This is a genomic window from Aeromonas sp. FDAARGOS 1404, from assembly GCF_019047085.1.
Classification (GTDB): domain Bacteria; phylum Pseudomonadota; class Gammaproteobacteria; order Enterobacterales; family Aeromonadaceae; genus Aeromonas; species Aeromonas veronii.
Genome location: NZ_CP077237.1, coordinates 1,991,127 through 2,007,749, shown reverse-complemented (window position 1 = coordinate 2,007,749; position 16,623 = coordinate 1,991,127). Strand labels below are relative to the sequence as shown.

Below are 16,623 nucleotides of genomic sequence, written 5' to 3'. Positions count from 1 at the left end.
AGTGGAGACAAGAGGATAGGGAGGCGGGTATCTTGGATCGGATAACCCGTCACGCGCCGATTTAAGGAAGAATCGCCATGCGCTCCAATCTGATGTTGCTGATGGCTGCCACCATCTGGGGTATGGGCTTTGTCGCCCAGCGCCTCGGGATGGATCACATGGGGCCCTATACCTTCAATGGCCTGCGCTTTCTGCTCGGCGCCCTCTCCCTGCTGCCGCTGCTCTGGTGGCTCAAATCCCGACAACCTGTTGCCGTTGCGGGCGACCATCGCCAGCTGCTGATCGGTGGTGTACTGGCCGGGCTGGTGCTGTTCTGTGCCGCCTCCCTGCAGCAGGTGGGGCTGCTCTATACCACTGCCGCCAAGGCCGGTTTCATCACCGGGCTCTACATCATTCTGGTGCCGGTACTGGGGCTGCTGCTGCGCCACAAGAGTGGCCTCAATACCTGGATCGGCGCCGTCATCGCGCTGGCCGGTCTCTATGTGTTGAGCGTCACCGACGAGTTCACCATCGGCTTTGGCGATCTGTTGCAGGTGGTCGGCGCCCTGTTCTGGGCTGTGCATCTGCTGCTGGTGGATCACTATTCCAACCGGGTTGCCCCCATCAAGCTGGCTGGAGTGCAGTTCGTGGTCTGCGGCCTGCTCAGCCTCGCCACCGCCTTTGTCATCGAAACCCCGACTGTGGCTGGCACCGTGGCCGGTTGGCAGGCACTGCTCTATGCCGGGCTGGTGTCGGTCGGGGTGGGTTATACCCTGCAGGTGGTGGGGCAGCGGGGTGCTCATCCGGCCCACGCCGCCATCATCCTCAGTCTGGAGACCGTCTTTGCCGCCGTGGGGGGCGTGTTGCTGTTGGGTGAGACGCTGGATGAGCGCGCCATTGCCGGTTGCGCCCTGATGCTGGCGGGGATGCTTATCTCTCAAATCCGGCTGCGCTGGTGGTGGAAGTCGCGCCGGGACAAGGTGCCAGCGACCAAGTAAACCGCAGCCCGCTGCATAACAAAAACGCCCCGACTGTCGGGGTGTTTTGCATGATGGCGACTCGGATCAGGGGCGCTGATCCAGCTCGCTCTCCAGCTCTACCGCCTTCTGACGGGCCGGATGGGTATTGAGGCGTTCCCAATAGGCTTGCAGATGTGGGAAGTGGGCCAGCTGGCCGCTTTGCGCCAGCAGATCCACCAGGAAGGAGTTCATGATGTCGGCGCCGGAGAGGCGATCCCCCACCAGATAGTGGCGATTCGCCAGTACCTCATTGAGGTAGCCTAGCACCTTGGCACACTCCGCCCTGGCGTAGTCCGGCAGGAAGCGCATCGGGCTGCCATCCTTGCGCACGAACATGTCGAGCAGCAGCGGCAGAATGCCCGAGCTCTCGGCAAAGTGGAGCCACTGCAGATATTCGGGATAGTCGGGGCTATCTGATGCCGGAGCCAGCCGCTCGGCGGCGTAGCGGGCGATCAGGTACTCGGTGATGGCGCCCGATTCCGCCAGCACCCGGCCGTCGAACTCGATGACCGGCGACTTGCCGAGAGGGTGGATGGCTTTTAGCTCGGGCGGTGCCAGAAAGGTGGTGGCATCGCGCTGATACGCCTTGATCTCATAGGGCTGGCCCAGCTCTTCGAGCAGCCAGATGATGCGTTGGGAGCGGGATTTGTTCAGGTGGTGCAGGACTATCATAACGACCTCGATTCGGTGGCAGGGTGGGGTATACGAGCGGGCGAGGGGGGCGGTTCACCGGCAGTAAAAAAGAGCGGGCTTGATGCCCGCTCCCTCGTTGACTGACTCAGGCCTCCAGCGCCTGATCCAGATCCGCCAGAATGTCTTCGATCGCCTCGATCCCGACCGACAGCCGGATCATCTCGGGTTTCACCCCGGCTTTGGCCTGCTCCTCCTCGCTCAGCTGGCGATGAGTGGTGGAGGCCGGGTGGCAGGCCAGCGATTTGGCGTCGCCGATATTGACCAGCCGCTTGAAGATCTTCAGCGCATCGTAGAAGCGCACGCCCGCCTCGTAGCCATCCTTCAGACCGAACGAGAGGATGGCCGAGGGGCGACCGGCCATGTACTTCTCCGCCAGCAGATAGTGCGGGTGACCCGGCAGACCGGCGTAGCTGACCCAGGCCACCTTGGGGTGATGCTTGAGGTGATGGGCAACCCGCAGAGCGTTATCCACGTGGCGCTCCATGCGCAGGCTCAGGGTCTCCAGCCCCTGCAGCAGCAGGAAGGCGTTCATCGGCGCCAGCGCCGCGCCGGTATTGCGCAGCGGCACGGTACGCACCCGCCCGATAAAGGCGGCCGGGCCAAAGGCCTCGGTATAGACCACCCCGTGGTAGGAGGGTTCGGGTTTGGTCAGCTGGGGGAAGCGCTCGGCGTGATCCGCCCAGGGGAACTTGCCCGAGTCGACGATGACGCCACCCAGCGAGTTGCCGTGGCCGCCGACATATTTGGTCAGGCTGTGCACCACGATATCGGCGCCATGTTCGATGGGCTTGCACAGCACCGGGGTGGCGACCGTGTTGTCGACGATGAGCGGCACGCCACGGGCGTGGGCGGCCTTGGCCAGCGCGGCCAGATCGACGATGTTGCCCGCCGGGTTGCCGATGCTCTCGCAGTAGACCGCCTTGGTCTTGTCGTCGATCAGGGCGGCGATGGCTTCGGCACTGTCATCTTTGGCGAAGCGCACCTCGACCCCGAAACTCGGCAGCATGTGGGCGAACAGGGTGTAGGTGCCGCCATAGAGCTGGGGCGTGGAGACAATGTTGTCACCGGCGGCGGTCAGCGCCTGAATGGCGTAGGTGATGGCGGCGGAACCTGCCGAGACCACCAGCGCGGCGATCCCCCCTTCCAGCGCGGCCATCCGCTGCTCCAGCACATCGTTGGTGGGGTTCATGATGCGGGTGTAGATGTTGCCCGGCACCGCCAGATTGAACAGATCCGCCCCGTGCTGGGCGCTCTCGAACTCGTAGGCCACCGTCTGGTAGATGGGCACGGCGACCGCCTTGGTGGTGGGGTCGTTGGCAAAGCCGTGGTGCAGGGCCAGGGTCGCATCTTTCATCACACACTCCTTGTTGGATGTTGCTTGTCGCAGTTATAGATGGATAGACGTCCAATCTATCAGGCCCGTGGCCGATGTAAACAGCAAGATCCGGCAAAGCAATGTCACCCGCAGGGGATGCGCCTCCCGAGTGGCGGGCAGGCCTGCCTTACTCAGAGGCGGCGGCGATACTCCTTGTCATCGATCTGGTTCATATCCCACTGCATCAGGCGGTTGAGCTGCTGCATGGGATCCTCGATAAGCGGCAAGGGGCGCGGCAGGATCCGCTTGAAGTAACGGCGCAAGGTCTGCTGGATCCGGTTCGGTTTGAGGGGGTTGGCGTGGCTCATGATGGTGCTCCTCTACTGTGGTTCTCACGTTCATCAGCAGTATTGAGCTAAAATGCGGAAGTAAAAACTGATGACTTATAGCAACAGGATTTCCTCTTTTATGCCGACCAGTCGCCTCTACCAGCAATTTCAACGACTCGCCCAGCTGCTTGGCAGCGACGAGCGGGAGATCAGCCTCGCCGAGGTGGCGGATCTGCTCTGCTGCACCCCACGCAACGCCCGTCTGCTGCTGCGGCGGATGCAGGATCAGGGCTGGCTCAGCTGGTCGGCGGAAGCAGGGCGGGGGCGGCGCTCCCGGCTCACCTTGCTCGACAGTCAGGAGAGCCTGACCCGGCGCCGCTTGCGGGATCTGCTCAGTCAGGGCCAGCTGGCGCAGGCGGTGCGGCTGGCCGAAGATCGCCTCGATCTGCTCACTCCGCTGTTGATCGAACAGCTCGGTCAGGCCACCCGCGAGGGGCGCCAGATCCTGCGGGTGCCCTACTATCGGCCGCTGCCGCAGTTGCTGCCCACCGGCCCGATGCGCCGCTCCGAAATCCACCTGAGCCGCCAGATCTTCAACGGCCTCACCCGGCGAAATGAGGAAAATGGGGAAATCGAAGGGGATCTGGCCCACCACTGGGAGTGTCTGGGTCCTTGCCACTGGCGTTTCTACCTGCGCCCGGCGGTGCGTTTTCACCACGGCCGCGAGCTGGTGGTGGAAGATGTGATGGAGAGTCTGCTGGCCCTGCGGGATCGGCCGCTGTTTTCCCATCTGACTCGGCTGGAGAGCCCCTGGCCGCGCACGCTGGATCTCTATCTCGACAGCCCGGATCCCTGGCTGCCCCACCTGCTGGCGGAGCCGGTGGCGACCATTTTGCCGCGGGAGCTCAAGGGGGAGGCGGGCTTTGCCCTGCAACCTGTGGGCACCGGTCCTTACCGGGTGGCTGTGAACGATCCCCTGCATCTTTGCCTTGCGGCGTTTGACGACTACTTCGGCCTGCGCGCCCTGCTCGACGAGATCGACATCTGGATGCTGCCGGAGCTGGCGGAGCGGCTGGAGACCCACCTGCAGCTGGGGCGCGACAGCCCTGAGCTCGGCACCATGCGCGGCGAGTCGGAGCTGGAGTCGGGCTGCTACTTCCTGCTGCAGGATGATCGTTCCGGATCCTTGCAGGATCCCGCCCTGCGGCAGTGGCTGGGCCAGCTGCTCAATCCGGTAGCCCTGATGGGGCGGGTCGCCCCCGAGTTGCAACGGGGCTGGACCAGCGCCCTCGGCCTGCTGCCCCACTGGCGCGAAGCACTGCCCGCGCCCTTGCCCACACCGGTGCAGTTGCCGACGACCTTGGTGCTTGCCTGCTTCAACCAGCATCTGGAGTTCAACGAGTGCGCCAACGCCATGAGCAGCCTGCTGGCCGAACAGGGGATCCGGCTGGAGGTGCGCACCCTCGATTACGGCCGCTGGGTGAGTGGCGAGGATGAAGACGTGGATCTCTGGCTCGGTACCCTCAACCTCGAACATGCCGGTCCCTTTGCCCCTTACGCCTGGTTGCAGGGCACCCCGTTGCTGCGCAAGGTGTGGGGCAGTCAGCATGAGCTGTGGCAAGGGTTGATGCAGTGGCGCGCCAGCGGTGAGGAACCTGGCCCCCGCGCCCTGCTGGCAAGGGTGCAGCAGCAGAGCTGGTTTGTGCCGCTGTTTCACCACTGGCTGGAGCTGGAGAGCCGGGTCGGCGTGCACGGGGTGCGGATGACGGCGCTCGGCTGGTTCGATTTTCGCAGCGCCTGGCTGCGGCCCGAGCCGCCCCATCAGCCCGCAGAGGCGCCATAGTTCGTCCAATTTCTGTCGCGGCTGACGGGCGTTCCGTGGCCGCTTGCGTGAAAGATCCGTAAATCGGCCGCTGCTGCACAGTTTGTGTCACGCCTCTGTGCCATGCTGTTTCAGGTTATGGACAGCAGAGCAAATGAGGAAAATGATGAGCAATAATTCAGACAGTTCCGCAGGAAAATGCCCGGTCATGCACGGGGGAACCACCTCCGTCGAGACGTCCAGAATGGAGTGGTGGCCGAAGAGCCTCAACCTCGACATTCTTCACCAACACGATACCAAGACCAATCCGCTGGGGGCCGGTTTCAACTATCGGGAAGCCTTGAAGGGGCTCGATATGGCGGCCCTCAAGCAGGATGTGACTGCCCTGATGACCGACAGTCAGGAGTGGTGGCCCGCCGACTGGGGCCACTACGGCGGCCTGATGATCCGCATGGCCTGGCATTCGGCCGGGACTTACCGCATCGCCGATGGCCGGGGCGGCGGTGGCAGCGGCAACCAGCGTTTCGCCCCCCTCAACTCCTGGCCGGACAACGCCAACCTCGACAAGGCCCGTCGCCTGCTGTGGCCCATCAAGAAGAAGTACGGCAACAAGATCAGTTGGGCCGACCTGATCATTCTGGCGGGCACCGTGGCCTACGAGTCCATGGGGCTCAAGACCTTTGGCTTCGCCTTTGGCCGCGAGGATATCTGGCACCCGGAGAAGGATATCTACTGGGGATCGGAGAAAGAGTGGCTGGCGCCCAGCGGCAAGCCGGGTGGTCGTTACTCCGGCGAGCGGGATCTGGAAAACCCGCTGGCGGCGGTGATGATGGGGCTTATCTACGTCAACCCGGAAGGGGTGGATGGCCAGCCCGATCCGCTGAAAACCGCGCAAGATATGCGGGTCACCTTCGCCCGCATGGCGATGGATGATGAAGAGACGGTGGCGTTGACCGCCGGTGGCCACACCGTCGGCAAGGCTCACGGCAACGGCGATGCCAAACAGCTTGGCCCCGAGCCGGAAGGGGCCAGCCTCGAGGAGCAGGGGCTGGGCTGGATCAATCACCACAGCCGCGGCATCGGCCGCAACACTGTGACCAGCGGCATCGAAGGGGCCTGGACCACCCACCCGACCCAATGGGACAACGGCTACTTCGAGCTGCTGTTCAAGTACGACTGGTGGTTGCAAAAATCACCGGCGGGGGCCCATCAGTGGGAACCGATCAATATCGCCGAAGAGGATATGCCGGTGGATGTGGAGGATCCGTCGATCCGCTGCAAACCCATGATGACGGATGCCGACATGGCGCTCAAATTCGACCCCGAGTATCGCAAGATTGCCGAGCGCTTCCGCGATGATCCGGCGGCCTTCTCCGACGCCTTCGCCCGGGCCTGGTTCAAGCTGACCCACAGGGATATGGGGCCGAAGAGCCGCTATGTTGGCCCCTATGTGCCGACAGAAGATCTGATCTGGCAGGATCCGGTGCCTGCCGGACGTGCCGATTATGACGTGGCGGCGGTCAAGGCCAGGATTGCCGCCAGCGGCCTCTCCATCAGCGAGCGGGTCACTACCGCCTGGGATAGTGCCCGTACCTTCCGAGGCTCCGACAAGCGGGGTGGAGCCAACGGTGCCCGCATCCGGCTGGCGCCGCAGAAGGATTGGTCGGGCAACGAACCGGCGAAGTTGGCGAAGGTGCTGGCGGTCTATGACAAGCTGGCGGCCGAGTGTGGCGTCAGCGTCGCGGATCTCATCGTGCTGGGGGGCAACCTCGCCATCGAGCAGGCAGCCCAGGCCGCCGGGGTGACGGTGAGCGTGCCGTTTGCGCCGGGCCGGGGGGATGCCACTCAGGCTCAGACCGATGTGGCCTCGTTCGAGGTGCTGGAGCCGCGGGCCGATGGCTTCCGCAACTGGCTCAAGCAGGACTATGTGGTGACGGCGGAGGAGCTGCTGCTGGATCGCGCCCAGCTGATGGGGCTCACCGCCTGCGAGATGACGGCGCTGGTCGGCGGGATGCGGGTGCTCGGCACCAACCACGGCGGTACCGGGCACGGGGTCTTTACCGATCGGGTCGGGGTACTCAGCAACGACTTCTTCGTCAACCTGACCGACATGGGCTACCAGTGGCTGCCGAAAGCGAGCAATCTCTACGAGATCCGCGATCGCCGCAGCGGCGCCCTGAAGTGGACGGCCACCCGGGTGGATCTGGTTTTCGGCTCCAACTCGGTGCTGCGCGCCTATGCCGAGGTCTATGCCCAGGATGACAACAGCGAGAAGTTTGTCTGTGACTTCATCACCGCCTGGAACAAGGTAATGAATGCGGATCGCTTCGATCTGCTCGGCTAGTCCCCAAGCCGTTTGGTTATCTGCACCAGCCCCGCACAGCCAAGATGTGCGGGGCTTTTTACTGCCCGCTTTTCTGTGCAGCCCTACAATCCGCCGCGCTGCGACACCCGCTGGCCGGTCGCGCAGGGCCACTGGCATCCCTGTGCTTGGGCCAGCAGTATCATGTAACATGCTGATCCGCTGGTGATGCCCGGCGGCCACCCATTGGCCACTGATGTCCCATGAACGGACAAGGACAGAACAAAGAGACAAGGAGTCAACCCATGCTGGAAATGCAGATCCAACCCCGCTTTCAGGAGACAGATACCCTCGGCCATATCAACAATACGGTGCCGGCGGTCTGGTTCGAATCGGCGCGGGATCCCCTGTTCCGGATCTTCTCCCCCGATCTGGATGTGCATAACTGGCATCTGATCATCGCGGGCTATACGGTGCAGTTCAAACGGGAGCTGTTCTACGGCCAGCCGGTCACCATCAAGACTGGCGTGCGCCGCATCGGCACCAGTTCTTTCACTGTCTGGCAGGAGGCCTGGCAGGGCGGCGAACTGGCCGTCACCGCCGAAACGACCCTGATCCATTTTGACTACCGGGCCCGCCAATCCCTGCCCCTGAGCGATGCTCACCGGGAAGGGCTGCGGGCCTGGCTGACAGAGAGTTAACCACGGGCCGGATGGCCCATCACAGGAGTGTTATGTACAACTCAATGCGCAACACAGCGATCGCGCTGACCCTGGGATTCTGCTCCCTCCCTTCTCTGGCCGCTTCTCTCGCCGAGCAGTTTACCCTGATGGAGAAGGGGGCCGAGAGCGCCCTCGATACCCGTCAATTCAGCTATGACGGCGTCGATATCAAGGCCTGGATCGATGGCGCCCCCGTCATCATCGCCGTGCCCATCATGAACGAGTTGGGCAAGCTGGAAGGGGAGAGCCGCTACTACTTCAAGGGCGGCAAGCTGTTCGGGGTCAAAGAGCCCGCCGCCCAGTTCGCCTTTGACGACAGCGGCAAGCTGACCCAATGGCTGGACGAGAAGGGTCAGCCCGCCGAGTTCGTCAGCAAGATGAGCATGCAGCAGCGTCAGGAGTGGCTCACCAAGCGAGCCGCCGAGCTGAGCAAGCTGTTTGTGGTGAGCGCGGCCGAACAGAAGGCGGCCAAGGGGGGCGTCAAGCTGAAGGGGTCGGATCTCGCTCATTGGCTCTGCAACGGCAAACTGATGGATCTCGCTCACGGCGACAAGGTGATCTTCGAGCAGGATAAGCTGAAGATTGGCGAGCAGGGGATCGAAGGGGAGGTCTCCCTGCGTCAGGAGAAGGGGTGGCAGGAGCTGAGCCTCAAGTGCGAGGTGCAGGGCACCCAAGTGACCCGCCTCACCTGGCAGCCGCTGCCGGGTGCCAACAAGCCGCAATAAGCGCAGTAGCAAGGGGGCTCATCGCGGGCCCCCTTCTCATTCGGCTTGTGGCTCCCCCAGCTTGAGCCGGGTGAGCGCCTCGACCCGGCGCCACTGTCCGGGTTCGAACCAGCGGGCCAGCAGCTCCTGCTGCTGTTCGGCCCGGGCCTCGTTCGGCAGTTGCCTGAGTTCGGCCAGAAAACCGCTGAGCTGCTCCTCGAACCCTTGCCGGTTCTGCTCCAGCTGGCGCATCCGATCCACCGCTTCCGGCCCCCCTGTCTCCAGCAGCAGAGCCTCCCGTTTGGCCGGGTTCATCTGTGCCAGCCCTTGCAACTCCTCAAGCAGGCGGCTGTTGGCCTCCGCCTCGCGAAACCAGCCCGGTTGCTCCGCCAGCCAGAGATCCAGCTCGCTGGCCAGCTGCGACTTGTCGCTGTCTCTCGCCTCCGCCAGCGCCCTGCGCCGCAGGGTCAGCTGCTCCATCAGCCGATCCTCGGCAAACAGCTGGGCCTGCTCGGCCGGAGTAAAGCTCTGCTGGCGCAGCTGCTCCCGCTCGTCAAACAGGATCTGCAGGCTGGCGAGGGAGATCTCGGTGGGCACCGTCAGGCTGCTCTGGGCGGAGACAAAGGTGCGATAGCGCGCCTGCAGGGCATCGGCGGCCTCCTGCTCGGGATCGTGCGGGTGGCTCTGTGCATGCTGGCTGGTTTGAGCGGGTGATGAGTCTGCCGTCGGTGCCGTGGGCCAGAGCAACACCCCGCCAAGCAGCAGGGTGATGGCGCAGGGCACGACGAGCAGGGTGGCTATCTTCATAGTCCCAGCTCCTTGAGACGGTTGGCATGCTGGCGATAGAGGGTGACCGGATCGGTCTCGAACAGATGGTGGATGCCGAAGGACTGGTTCACTTCGTCCAGATGGTTCATCCGGTAGCCGGTGCCGATCACCTTGCCGAGGTGGCTGCTGCAGACCCCGACCAGCCCGTCATTGGGCTCCTTGAAGAAGGCGCCGGTCAGCGCCAGCGCAGGATCCACCGGATCCAGCAGATTGGTCAGATTGCCTCGTCCGCTCCAGGAGAAGTAGTAGACGCCGTTGGTTGCTTGCATCGGCCCCTCGCCGCAATAGCGGCTGGGCAGCCCCTCCGGGTAGCGCTGGTTGAACTGGCTGGCCCCCTTGCTGGTGAGGGCATCGAGGGCGGCGACCGGATCTTGCGGCAGCTGGCTCCCGCCCGAGAGCAGTGAAATCATGCCGGAGAGGGCGTGGGCCGCGGCGGCCGCCAGCTTCTCGGCGGCGCTGCCGGGGGCGGCATTGGCCCGCACCAGATCGGCAATCTCTGAGCCGTAGTTGACCCCGCCGACGCTGGTGGCGGAGGCGACCAGCTCGGGGGCGACCGAGGCGACATAGCGGATGGTGGGGCCGCCGTGGGAGTGGCCGATGAGGTTGACCTTCTCGGCGCCGGTGGCAGCCAGCAGCAGCTCAACCTGGGCGAGCAGCTGTTCGCCCCGTTGCTCCGAACTGGCGGTGGCCGATACCTGAGCCACGTAGACTTTGGCACCATCCCGGCTCAGGGCCTGGGGAATGCCGTAGAAGTAATCGACCCCGAGTAGCTTGTCGAAACCGAACAGGCCGTGCACCAGCACTATGGGGTAGCGGGTCTGGGTGTATCCGCTGGCGTGTGCCAGCATGGGCAGAGTGCAGAACAGCACCAGAAGCCATCTCTTCATCATCAGCATCCTTGTTGAATCGTGAGGAACAGATTGTGTGGCGTACTCCATGTTCGCCGGTGCCAGTATGGTGGCTGCTGACGGGAGAGGCTGTGAGGGGGATCGCAACTCGGGATTCAAAAGGGGTTCAGGGTGCGGGCGGGGAGGCTGTGCTCTCCGCCCTGCGGCTTATTGCCACTCCACTAGGTGATACTGCTTCTTGCCCCGGCGCAGCAGCAGGTAGCGACCAAACAGCCGATCATTGGCACTCAGCTGATCATCTTGCTTGAGCACACCATTGAGACTGATGGCGCCCGCCGCCAGCAGTTCGCGGGCGATGCGCCTGGAGTTAGCCAGACCGCAGCTGACCAGCAGGCTGACCAGATCGGTCTCGCCGCTGACGGTGCTGCTCGGCATGCCATCCTGCGCCAGCTGGGCCAGATCGCTCTCGCCGAGGCGGGCCACGTCGCCGCTAAACAGCAACTCGCTGATGCGCTGCACCGCCGCCAGCGCCGCCTTGCCGTGTACCAGCTCGGTCAGCTCATCGGCCAGCACCTGCTGGGCCTGCTTGCGCCCCTGCCGCTTCGCGTCTTCCGCCTCCAGTGCATCAATCTCGCTCAGCGGCATAAAGCTGTAGTAGCGCAGGAAGCGGTAGACATCTTCATCCGCGGTGCCGAGCCAGAACTGGTAGAAGGCGTAAGGGGAGGTGAGCGCCGGATCGAGCCAGACCGCGCCCCCTTCGGTCTTGCCGAACTTGGTGCCGTCTGCCTTGGTGATAAGGGGCAGGGTCATGCCGTGCACCTGCGCCTGATGGAGGCGACGGGTGAGATCCATGCCGCTGGTGATATTGCCCCACTGGTCGTTGCCGCCAATCTGCAGGGTGCAACCGAGCCGCTGGTGCAGCACCGCAAAGTCGTAGGATTGCAGCAGAGCGTAGGAGAACTCGGTGAACGAGATGCCCTGATCCGGACGGGCCAGCCGCTGGCGCACCGATTCCCGCGCCAGCATGGCATTGACCGAGAAGTGCTTGCCGATTTCCCGCAGAAAATCGAGGGCGGACATCTGCCCCATCCAGTCGCCATTGTTGACCAGTTGCGGGGCCGACAGGCCCTCATCGGCGGGCAGCAGCGCCCTGATTTGGGCCGACAGGCTGGCGACCCAACCCTGCACGGTATCGGCACTGTTGAGGCTGCGCTCGGTCGCCTTGAAGCTGGGATCGCCAATAAGGCCGGTTGCCCCGCCCACCAGTGCCACCGGGGTGTGGCCCGCCAGCTGGAAGCGGCGCAGCATCAAGAGCGGCACCAGATGACCGATATGCAGGCTGCCGGCGGTGGGATCGAACCCGCAATAGACGGTGCGCGGGGTGGCAAGATGATCGGCCAGGGCCGCCGGGTCGGAATTCTGGGCCACAAGGCCGCGCTCGGTCAGCTCATCGAGCAGGTGGGGGTTGATCATGGGTGCTCCAACAACAGGGGAAAAGCCGTCATCCTCGCCGTTCTGGCCGGTGGCGGATATGTCCCCTGAGGGACAGTTTTGCCACTCTCGTGCTAGCATTCAGCCATAGCGGGGAATCGCTCCCCGTCACCGGAAACGTGCCACCATGACCCAGCCATTCACCACAGATGCCTTGACCCGCAGCATGACCGGGGTGGTCGATGCCCTGCACAGCAGCGCCTTTCCGGCGGCGCTGGTGCGGCTGATCCAGCAACAGGTGGCGTTTGATTGCGCCCTGCTGCTCGGGGTGGGGCAGCGCCCCGTCTACCTCTACGACAACCTCAATCATCAGCGGGCTCTGTTGTTTGACCGCTACCTCACCAGCCACTTCAGTCAGGATCCCTTTATGCAGGCGCTGGAGCAGGGCTTGCCTGCCGGCGTCTGGACGCTGGCGCAGGTCTCCCAAGGGCGGCTCGATCCCGAATATCGCCACCACTTCTATCAGGCTACCGGCTGGCAGGAGGAGGTGGGGCTGATCCTGCCGGTGCGGGACGGGCTGACGCTGATGCTGTTTCTGGGGCGACTCGACAAGCGCAGTACTCTCAGCCGTGACGAGCTGGCGAGGCTGGAGCAGCTGTTCCCGCTGGTGCATTCGCTCTGTCGTCAGCAGTGGCGGCAGAGCCAGCCGCTGCTGGCCCAGAGCACGGCGCTGCCAGATAGCGCCAGCCTCAAGAGCGCGGTGGAGCTGGCGATGGCGAGTGTCGGGGGGGATCTGCTCACCCGGCGCGAGCGGCAGGTGGCGGAGTTGCTGCTGCAGGGACTGGATACGGAGGCGATTGCCGCAGCGCTCGGGATTGGCAGCGGCACGGTGAAGAATCACCGCAAGCATCTCTATGGCAAGCTGCGGCTCGGCTCGCGGGCCGAGCTGTTCAATCTCTTTCTGAACCACCTCATTACGGCGCCGGTGGAGGCATCGCAGGCGTCATCGGCGGGAGATAGAGAGTGAGGTGTCCTGACAAGATCGGACAGTCCCGGATCAAGCAGCCTGAGCTGTTCTCCAATACCTCTTGTTAAACTCCGCCGGGCTGACATTGCCAAGTCGTGAATGCCGACGTTGGCGGTTGTAAAAAATCTCTATGTATTCCTGAATCGCTGCCTTGGCCTCCGCTCTCGTCTTGAATCTATGGTGGTGAACCAGTTCATTTTTAAGAGACCCCCAGAAGCTTTCTATCGGGGCATTGTCGAAGCAGTTCCCCTTGCGTGACATGGAGGTCTGCATGCCAAATTGTACCTGGAGAGCCCGGTAAGCCTTGGCACAGTACTGACTGCCCCGGTCTGTGTGATGAATAAGCCCAACTGGTGGCCTCTTCTGCTGCACAGCCCGAAACAGCGCCTGACTGACCAACCCGGTGGTCATTCGCTCTCCCATCGCATAACCCACTATCTCACAGGTAAACACATCCTTGAGACCAGCCAGATAAAGCCAGCCTTCGTCGGTGGCGATATAGGTGATATCACCGGTCCAGACTTCGTTAGGCTTCGTCGGCGCAAAGACCTGACCAAGGAGATTCTCCGCCACAGGCAGGGAATGAGCAGAATGGGTTGTCGCCTTGAATTTGCGCTTTTGTTTGCAAGACAACCCCATTTCACGCCGCAATCGCCCAATTCGGTCCCGCCCAGCGTAAAATCCTTCGGCGGCCAACTCAGCTTGTAAACGCGCTGCGCCATAGGTCTGGCGCGTCTTGCTGTGAGCAGCCCGAATGGCGACCTTGAGTCGTTCATCTTCTTGTTGGTGCAGTGACTGTGGACGCTGGCGCCAGTGGTAGAAGCCCGCACGAGAGACCTCCAGCACACGACAGATAACGGAAATGGGATAGAGGTCCTGCTGCTTGGCTATCCACGCGTACTTGGCAGTGACTCCTGAGCAAAGTACGCGGCGGCCTTTTTTATGATGTCGCGCTCCATGTTGGCTTGTGCGAGAGCTTTGCGTAGCCGGGCCACTTCAGCCTCCAGCTCGGCGACAGAACGCGCTCCGGGAATGGCCGATGTATCCTTTCCTCCTTTGGCTGCGACCACCCAGTTGCTCAGTGTGCTTTTGGCTATACCCAACCTTCTGGCGGCTTCAGCTTGGCCAAGGCCTTGCTCCAACAGCAGTCGAACCGCCTCTGCCCGAAACTCTGGTGAATAGTGTTCTCTCGATTTCATTAAATACCCCCGATTGTCTCATAGTAACAATCGGGACTGTCTGTGAAAATCAGGATACCTCAGAGAGCCCGCCATAGGGTGGGCCGGGGTTACTCGAGGCGCGGGATGGTGGGAGTGGTTTCGGGCAGGATACTGAGCAACTGGTAGCGCTTCATCAGCTGCTTGTATTCATCCCCCTGTCTGACCTTGTCCAGCGCCTGTTGCAGGCGGGCAACCTGTTGCTTGTCTGCCCTCAGGTTGAAGGCGAAGCAGTTGTCCTGCTCTTCAATGATCGCGACGGTGACAAAATCCTCGCTGGGGAAACCCAGCTCTTTGGCCTGATGGCGCAACATCACCTCGTTGCCCGCCACCAGATCGGTGCGTGCCATGATGAGCTGGCGCACCACCTGATCCATGCGCTCCACCGACATCATATTGCCCGGGCTGATCCCGCGGTTGAGCAGCAACTGCTCCCCGACATCTGCCTGCATCACACCAATCTGCAGCTTGGCGAGATCCGCTTTGCTGGCCACTTTGGGGGCATCCTGCTTGCGGCCGACCAGAGCGACCCTGGAGTGGCTGATGGGGCAGACCCAGAGTAAGTGGGGATCCCGCTCCTTGGTGTGCGCCGTGGTAAAGAGCACGGCCTCTTGCTGCTGGGTCAGCAGATACCAGCCGCGGGCCCAGGGCAGAAAGTGGATGGGTTGCTCCGGCTCTCCCATTTCGCGCCACATCAGGCGCAGCAACTCGACCGCCAACCCCACAGGCTGACCATTTTTATCCAGGCCATTGAGTGGCATGTTCTGCTCCGAATAGTAGATAAGTGCCGGAGCTGGGAGCGCGATAAACAGGGCGAGAGAAGCGAGAGCAGGGAGCAGACGACGCATGATGCACTCCTTGTGCGGGTAGTTACCTAACAGTCTATGTGGCCTTTTCCATAACGTCATGATCCGGTAGCGGGATAAAAAACAGGCCACCTTTCGGTGGCCTGTCTGTTTATTTGAGCAGGGCTTCCATCTCCGCCTCTGCCTTGGCGCGCGCCTTGGCCTCCGCCGCTCTGGCGGCATCGGCGACGCTCTCTCCGGCCGTATGGGATGCGGCACTGACGGCCTGCCGAGCTGGTTCTGCAACGGCTTTGGTCGCTTCTTGTGTCACGCTAGCGGCGGCACTGCTGACGGCTTGCTTGGCAGGAACGGCAACAGCCTTGGTGGCTTCTTGGGTCGCGGTCGCCGCGGCGCTGCTGACGGCCTGTTTGGCAGGAACGGCAACGGCCTTGGTGGCTTCTTGCGTCACGGTGGCAGCAGTGCTGCTGACGGCTTGCTTGGCAGGAGCGGCAACGGCCTTGGTGGCTTCTTGGGTCGCGGTGGCAGCGGCACTGCTGACAGCTTGTTTGGCAGGAGCGGCAACGGCCTTGGTAGCTTCTTGGGTCGCGGTCGCAGCAGCGCTGCTGACGGCTTGCTTGGCAGGAGCGGCAACGGCCTTGGTAGCTTCTTGCGCCGCGGTCGCAGTTGCGCTGCTGACAGCCTGTTTGGCAGGTGTGACAACGGCCTTGGTGGCTTCTTGCGTCACGGTGGCAGCAGTGCTGCTCACCGCTTGCTTGGCTGGCGCAGTGACCGCGGTGGTTGCACTACGGGTCAGATCGGTCGTGCTTTGGCTCACCGCTTGGGTGGCCTGTCCGGTGGCGTGGGAGGCTACGCCGCTGATGGCCTGGCTGGCGCTGTTGGTCAGCGAGCCGGTGACGCCGCGGGTCACTGTGCCCAGCGCGCTGCCAAGGGAGAAGGGGGAGGCGCCACTCTGACTGGTCGCTGCGCCAGTCAGGGCATTGGTCGCCGGGGTGAGCTGGCTGGCGGGGGTCTGCCAGCCCTGCATGGCGGTTGGCCAGGTCGGTGCCGTGCCCGCCAGATTTTCGCCGAAGGTCAGGGTGGTGCCATCCCCTTTTTGCAGCAATACAGACATCTGGTTGGTTTGCGAGTTCCACACCATCCCCGCCTGCTTGGCGATATCCGGCACGGGCGCATACTCGGAGACCACATAGAAAAGCGGCCCCTCCTGCTGTAACTTGTCGGCAGTCTTGAGCAACTGCATGGTGCTGTCGTAGTTGGGGCCAAGGATGGCGGTCATCCGGTCCTTGATCAGGGGTTGTTCGAACAGATTGACCTCGTTCGGGTCAAAGCCGACCAGCGGCTTGAGCAGGGCCCACATCAGCTGACTGGTGGGGCTCATCATCAGCAATGGGGCAACGCAGGCGGACAACATCAGGCTCAGGCAGGCCGCCTGAAGCAACGGCATGATACGCATTGGGATAATATCCAAATAACGATTTGATAAATAAGGTTGTATTTTGTCAGGACGTGACAAATTCACCGGAAGTTTGCGCGTGGCAGCGAGAGACTGCCCACAGGCGCTGGCAGGCTACCATATTGGTC

At 62.9% G+C, this 16,623-nt stretch carries 15 protein-coding genes; 6 read left to right on the top strand and 9 right to left on the bottom strand.

Annotated elements, in window-relative coordinates; translation table 11 throughout:
- Positions 1–77: 77 nt before the first annotated feature.
- Positions 78–977: a DMT family transporter gene (locus I6L34_RS09340; protein WP_216956668.1), complete on the top strand. Its 900-nt coding sequence runs from the start codon at positions 78–80 to the stop codon at positions 975–977.
- Positions 978–1,043: 66 nt separating this feature from the next.
- On the opposite strand, the gene I6L34_RS09335 is transcribed toward I6L34_RS09340, so the two are convergent.
- From I6L34_RS09335 to I6L34_RS09325, 3 genes are all read right to left on the bottom strand, one after another.
- Complete coding sequence (locus tag I6L34_RS09335; protein WP_216956666.1) at positions 1,044–1,670, bottom strand: glutathione S-transferase family protein; 627 nt, start codon at positions 1,668–1,670, stop codon at positions 1,044–1,046.
- 106 nt (positions 1,671–1,776) lie between these two features.
- Positions 1,777–3,045 (bottom strand): O-acetylhomoserine aminocarboxypropyltransferase/cysteine synthase family protein, encoded by a 1,269-nt coding sequence (locus I6L34_RS09330; RefSeq protein WP_075115793.1) that lies wholly within the window; start codon positions 3,043–3,045, stop codon positions 1,777–1,779.
- Positions 3,046–3,197: 152 nt separating this feature from the next.
- Positions 3,198–3,374, bottom strand: a complete 177-nt coding sequence (locus I6L34_RS09325; RefSeq protein ID WP_005336463.1) for a hypothetical protein — start codon at positions 3,372–3,374, stop codon at positions 3,198–3,200.
- A 100-nt stretch (positions 3,375–3,474) separates the two neighbouring features.
- Here I6L34_RS09325 and sgrR point away from each other — a divergent pair, with 100 nt between their 5' ends.
- From sgrR to I6L34_RS09305, 4 genes are all read left to right on the top strand, one after another.
- Positions 3,475–5,178, top strand: a complete 1,704-nt coding sequence (sgrR, locus tag I6L34_RS09320) for an HTH-type transcriptional regulator SgrR (protein ID WP_216956664.1) — start codon at positions 3,475–3,477, stop codon at positions 5,176–5,178.
- Positions 5,179–5,323: 145 nt separating this feature from the next.
- Positions 5,324–7,501, top strand: a complete 2,178-nt coding sequence (gene katG / locus I6L34_RS09315; RefSeq protein ID WP_075115795.1) for a catalase/peroxidase HPI — start codon at positions 5,324–5,326, stop codon at positions 7,499–7,501.
- 263 nt (positions 7,502–7,764) lie between these two features.
- Positions 7,765–8,160: a thioesterase family protein gene (locus I6L34_RS09310; protein WP_075115796.1), complete on the top strand. Its 396-nt coding sequence runs from the start codon at positions 7,765–7,767 to the stop codon at positions 8,158–8,160.
- A 44-nt stretch (positions 8,161–8,204) separates the two neighbouring features.
- A complete protein-coding gene (locus tag I6L34_RS09305) occupies positions 8,205–8,906 on the top strand; it encodes a hypothetical protein (protein ID WP_075115861.1) in 702 nt (233 codons plus the stop codon).
- A gap of 36 nt (positions 8,907–8,942) precedes the next feature.
- Here the strand turns inward: I6L34_RS09305 and I6L34_RS09300 are convergent, their stop codons facing one another.
- The 3 genes from I6L34_RS09300 to tyrS all read right to left on the bottom strand — a co-directional run bounded on the left by I6L34_RS09300 (position 8,943) and on the right by tyrS (position 12,034).
- Positions 8,943–9,692 carry a lipase secretion chaperone gene (locus tag I6L34_RS09300; RefSeq protein ID WP_075115797.1) on the bottom strand — a complete coding sequence of 250 codons (750 nt, stop codon included), beginning with the start codon at positions 9,690–9,692 and terminating at the stop codon, positions 8,943–8,945.
- Positions 9,689–10,600 carry a triacylglycerol lipase gene (locus I6L34_RS09295; protein ID WP_075115798.1) on the bottom strand — a complete coding sequence of 304 codons (912 nt, stop codon included), beginning with the start codon at positions 10,598–10,600 and terminating at the stop codon, positions 9,689–9,691. Before I6L34_RS09295 ends, I6L34_RS09300 begins: the two co-directional genes overlap by 4 nt.
- Positions 10,601–10,768: 168 nt before the next feature.
- Complete coding sequence (tyrS, locus tag I6L34_RS09290) at positions 10,769–12,034, bottom strand: tyrosine--tRNA ligase (protein WP_075115799.1); 1,266 nt, start codon at positions 12,032–12,034, stop codon at positions 10,769–10,771.
- A 145-nt stretch (positions 12,035–12,179) separates the two neighbouring features.
- On the opposite strand from tyrS, the gene I6L34_RS09285 reads away from it, so the two are divergent.
- Complete coding sequence (locus I6L34_RS09285; protein WP_216956662.1) at positions 12,180–13,019, top strand: helix-turn-helix transcriptional regulator; 840 nt, start codon at positions 12,180–12,182, stop codon at positions 13,017–13,019.
- 30 nt (positions 13,020–13,049) lie between these two features.
- Here the strand turns inward: I6L34_RS09285 and I6L34_RS09280 are convergent.
- From I6L34_RS09280 to I6L34_RS09270, 3 genes are all read right to left on the bottom strand, one after another.
- A protein-coding gene (locus I6L34_RS09280; protein WP_216956660.1) for an IS3 family transposase occupies positions 13,050–14,218 on the bottom strand; the annotation gives its coding sequence in 2 pieces (ribosomal slippage) (positions 13,050–13,963 and positions 13,963–14,218; 1,170 coding nt in all).
- Between the two features lie 89 nt (positions 14,219–14,307).
- Positions 14,308–15,084 carry an ABC transporter substrate-binding protein gene (locus I6L34_RS09275; RefSeq protein WP_216956657.1) on the bottom strand — a complete coding sequence of 259 codons (777 nt, stop codon included), beginning with the start codon at positions 15,082–15,084 and terminating at the stop codon, positions 14,308–14,310.
- A gap of 109 nt (positions 15,085–15,193) precedes the next feature.
- Positions 15,194–16,495 (bottom strand): hypothetical protein, encoded by a 1,302-nt coding sequence (locus tag I6L34_RS09270; protein WP_216956655.1) that lies wholly within the window; start codon positions 16,493–16,495, stop codon positions 15,194–15,196.
- Positions 16,496–16,623 lie beyond the last annotated feature (128 nt).

Excerpts from the sequence above, each read along its gene's own strand:
- I6L34_RS09285 (WP_216956662.1), top strand. The coding sequence starts at position 12,180 with ATGACCCAGCCATTCACCACAGATGCCTTGACCCGCAGCATGACCGGG.
- I6L34_RS09300 (WP_075115797.1), bottom strand. The coding sequence starts at position 9,692 with ATGAAGATAGCCACCCTGCTCGTCGTGCCCTGCGCCATCACCCTGCTG.
- katG (WP_075115795.1), top strand. The coding sequence starts at position 5,324 with ATGAGCAATAATTCAGACAGTTCCGCAGGAAAATGCCCGGTCATGCAC.
- I6L34_RS09270 (WP_216956655.1), bottom strand. The coding sequence starts at position 16,495 with ATGCGTATCATGCCGTTGCTTCAGGCGGCCTGCCTGAGCCTGATGTTG.
- I6L34_RS09305 (WP_075115861.1), top strand. The coding sequence starts at position 8,205 with ATGCGCAACACAGCGATCGCGCTGACCCTGGGATTCTGCTCCCTCCCT.
- I6L34_RS09330 (WP_075115793.1), bottom strand. The coding sequence starts at position 3,045 with ATGAAAGATGCGACCCTGGCCCTGCACCACGGCTTTGCCAACGACCCC.
- tyrS (WP_075115799.1), bottom strand. The coding sequence starts at position 12,034 with ATGATCAACCCCCACCTGCTCGATGAGCTGACCGAGCGCGGCCTTGTG.
- I6L34_RS09295 (WP_075115798.1), bottom strand. The coding sequence starts at position 10,600 with ATGAAGAGATGGCTTCTGGTGCTGTTCTGCACTCTGCCCATGCTGGCA.
- I6L34_RS09335 (WP_216956666.1), bottom strand. The coding sequence starts at position 1,670 with ATGATAGTCCTGCACCACCTGAACAAATCCCGCTCCCAACGCATCATC.
- sgrR (WP_216956664.1), top strand. The coding sequence starts at position 3,475 with ATGCCGACCAGTCGCCTCTACCAGCAATTTCAACGACTCGCCCAGCTG.
- I6L34_RS09325 (WP_005336463.1), bottom strand. The coding sequence starts at position 3,374 with ATGAGCCACGCCAACCCCCTCAAACCGAACCGGATCCAGCAGACCTTG.
- I6L34_RS09340 (WP_216956668.1), top strand. The coding sequence starts at position 78 with ATGCGCTCCAATCTGATGTTGCTGATGGCTGCCACCATCTGGGGTATG.
- I6L34_RS09310 (WP_075115796.1), top strand. The coding sequence starts at position 7,765 with ATGCTGGAAATGCAGATCCAACCCCGCTTTCAGGAGACAGATACCCTC.
- I6L34_RS09275 (WP_216956657.1), bottom strand. The coding sequence starts at position 15,084 with ATGCGTCGTCTGCTCCCTGCTCTCGCTTCTCTCGCCCTGTTTATCGCG.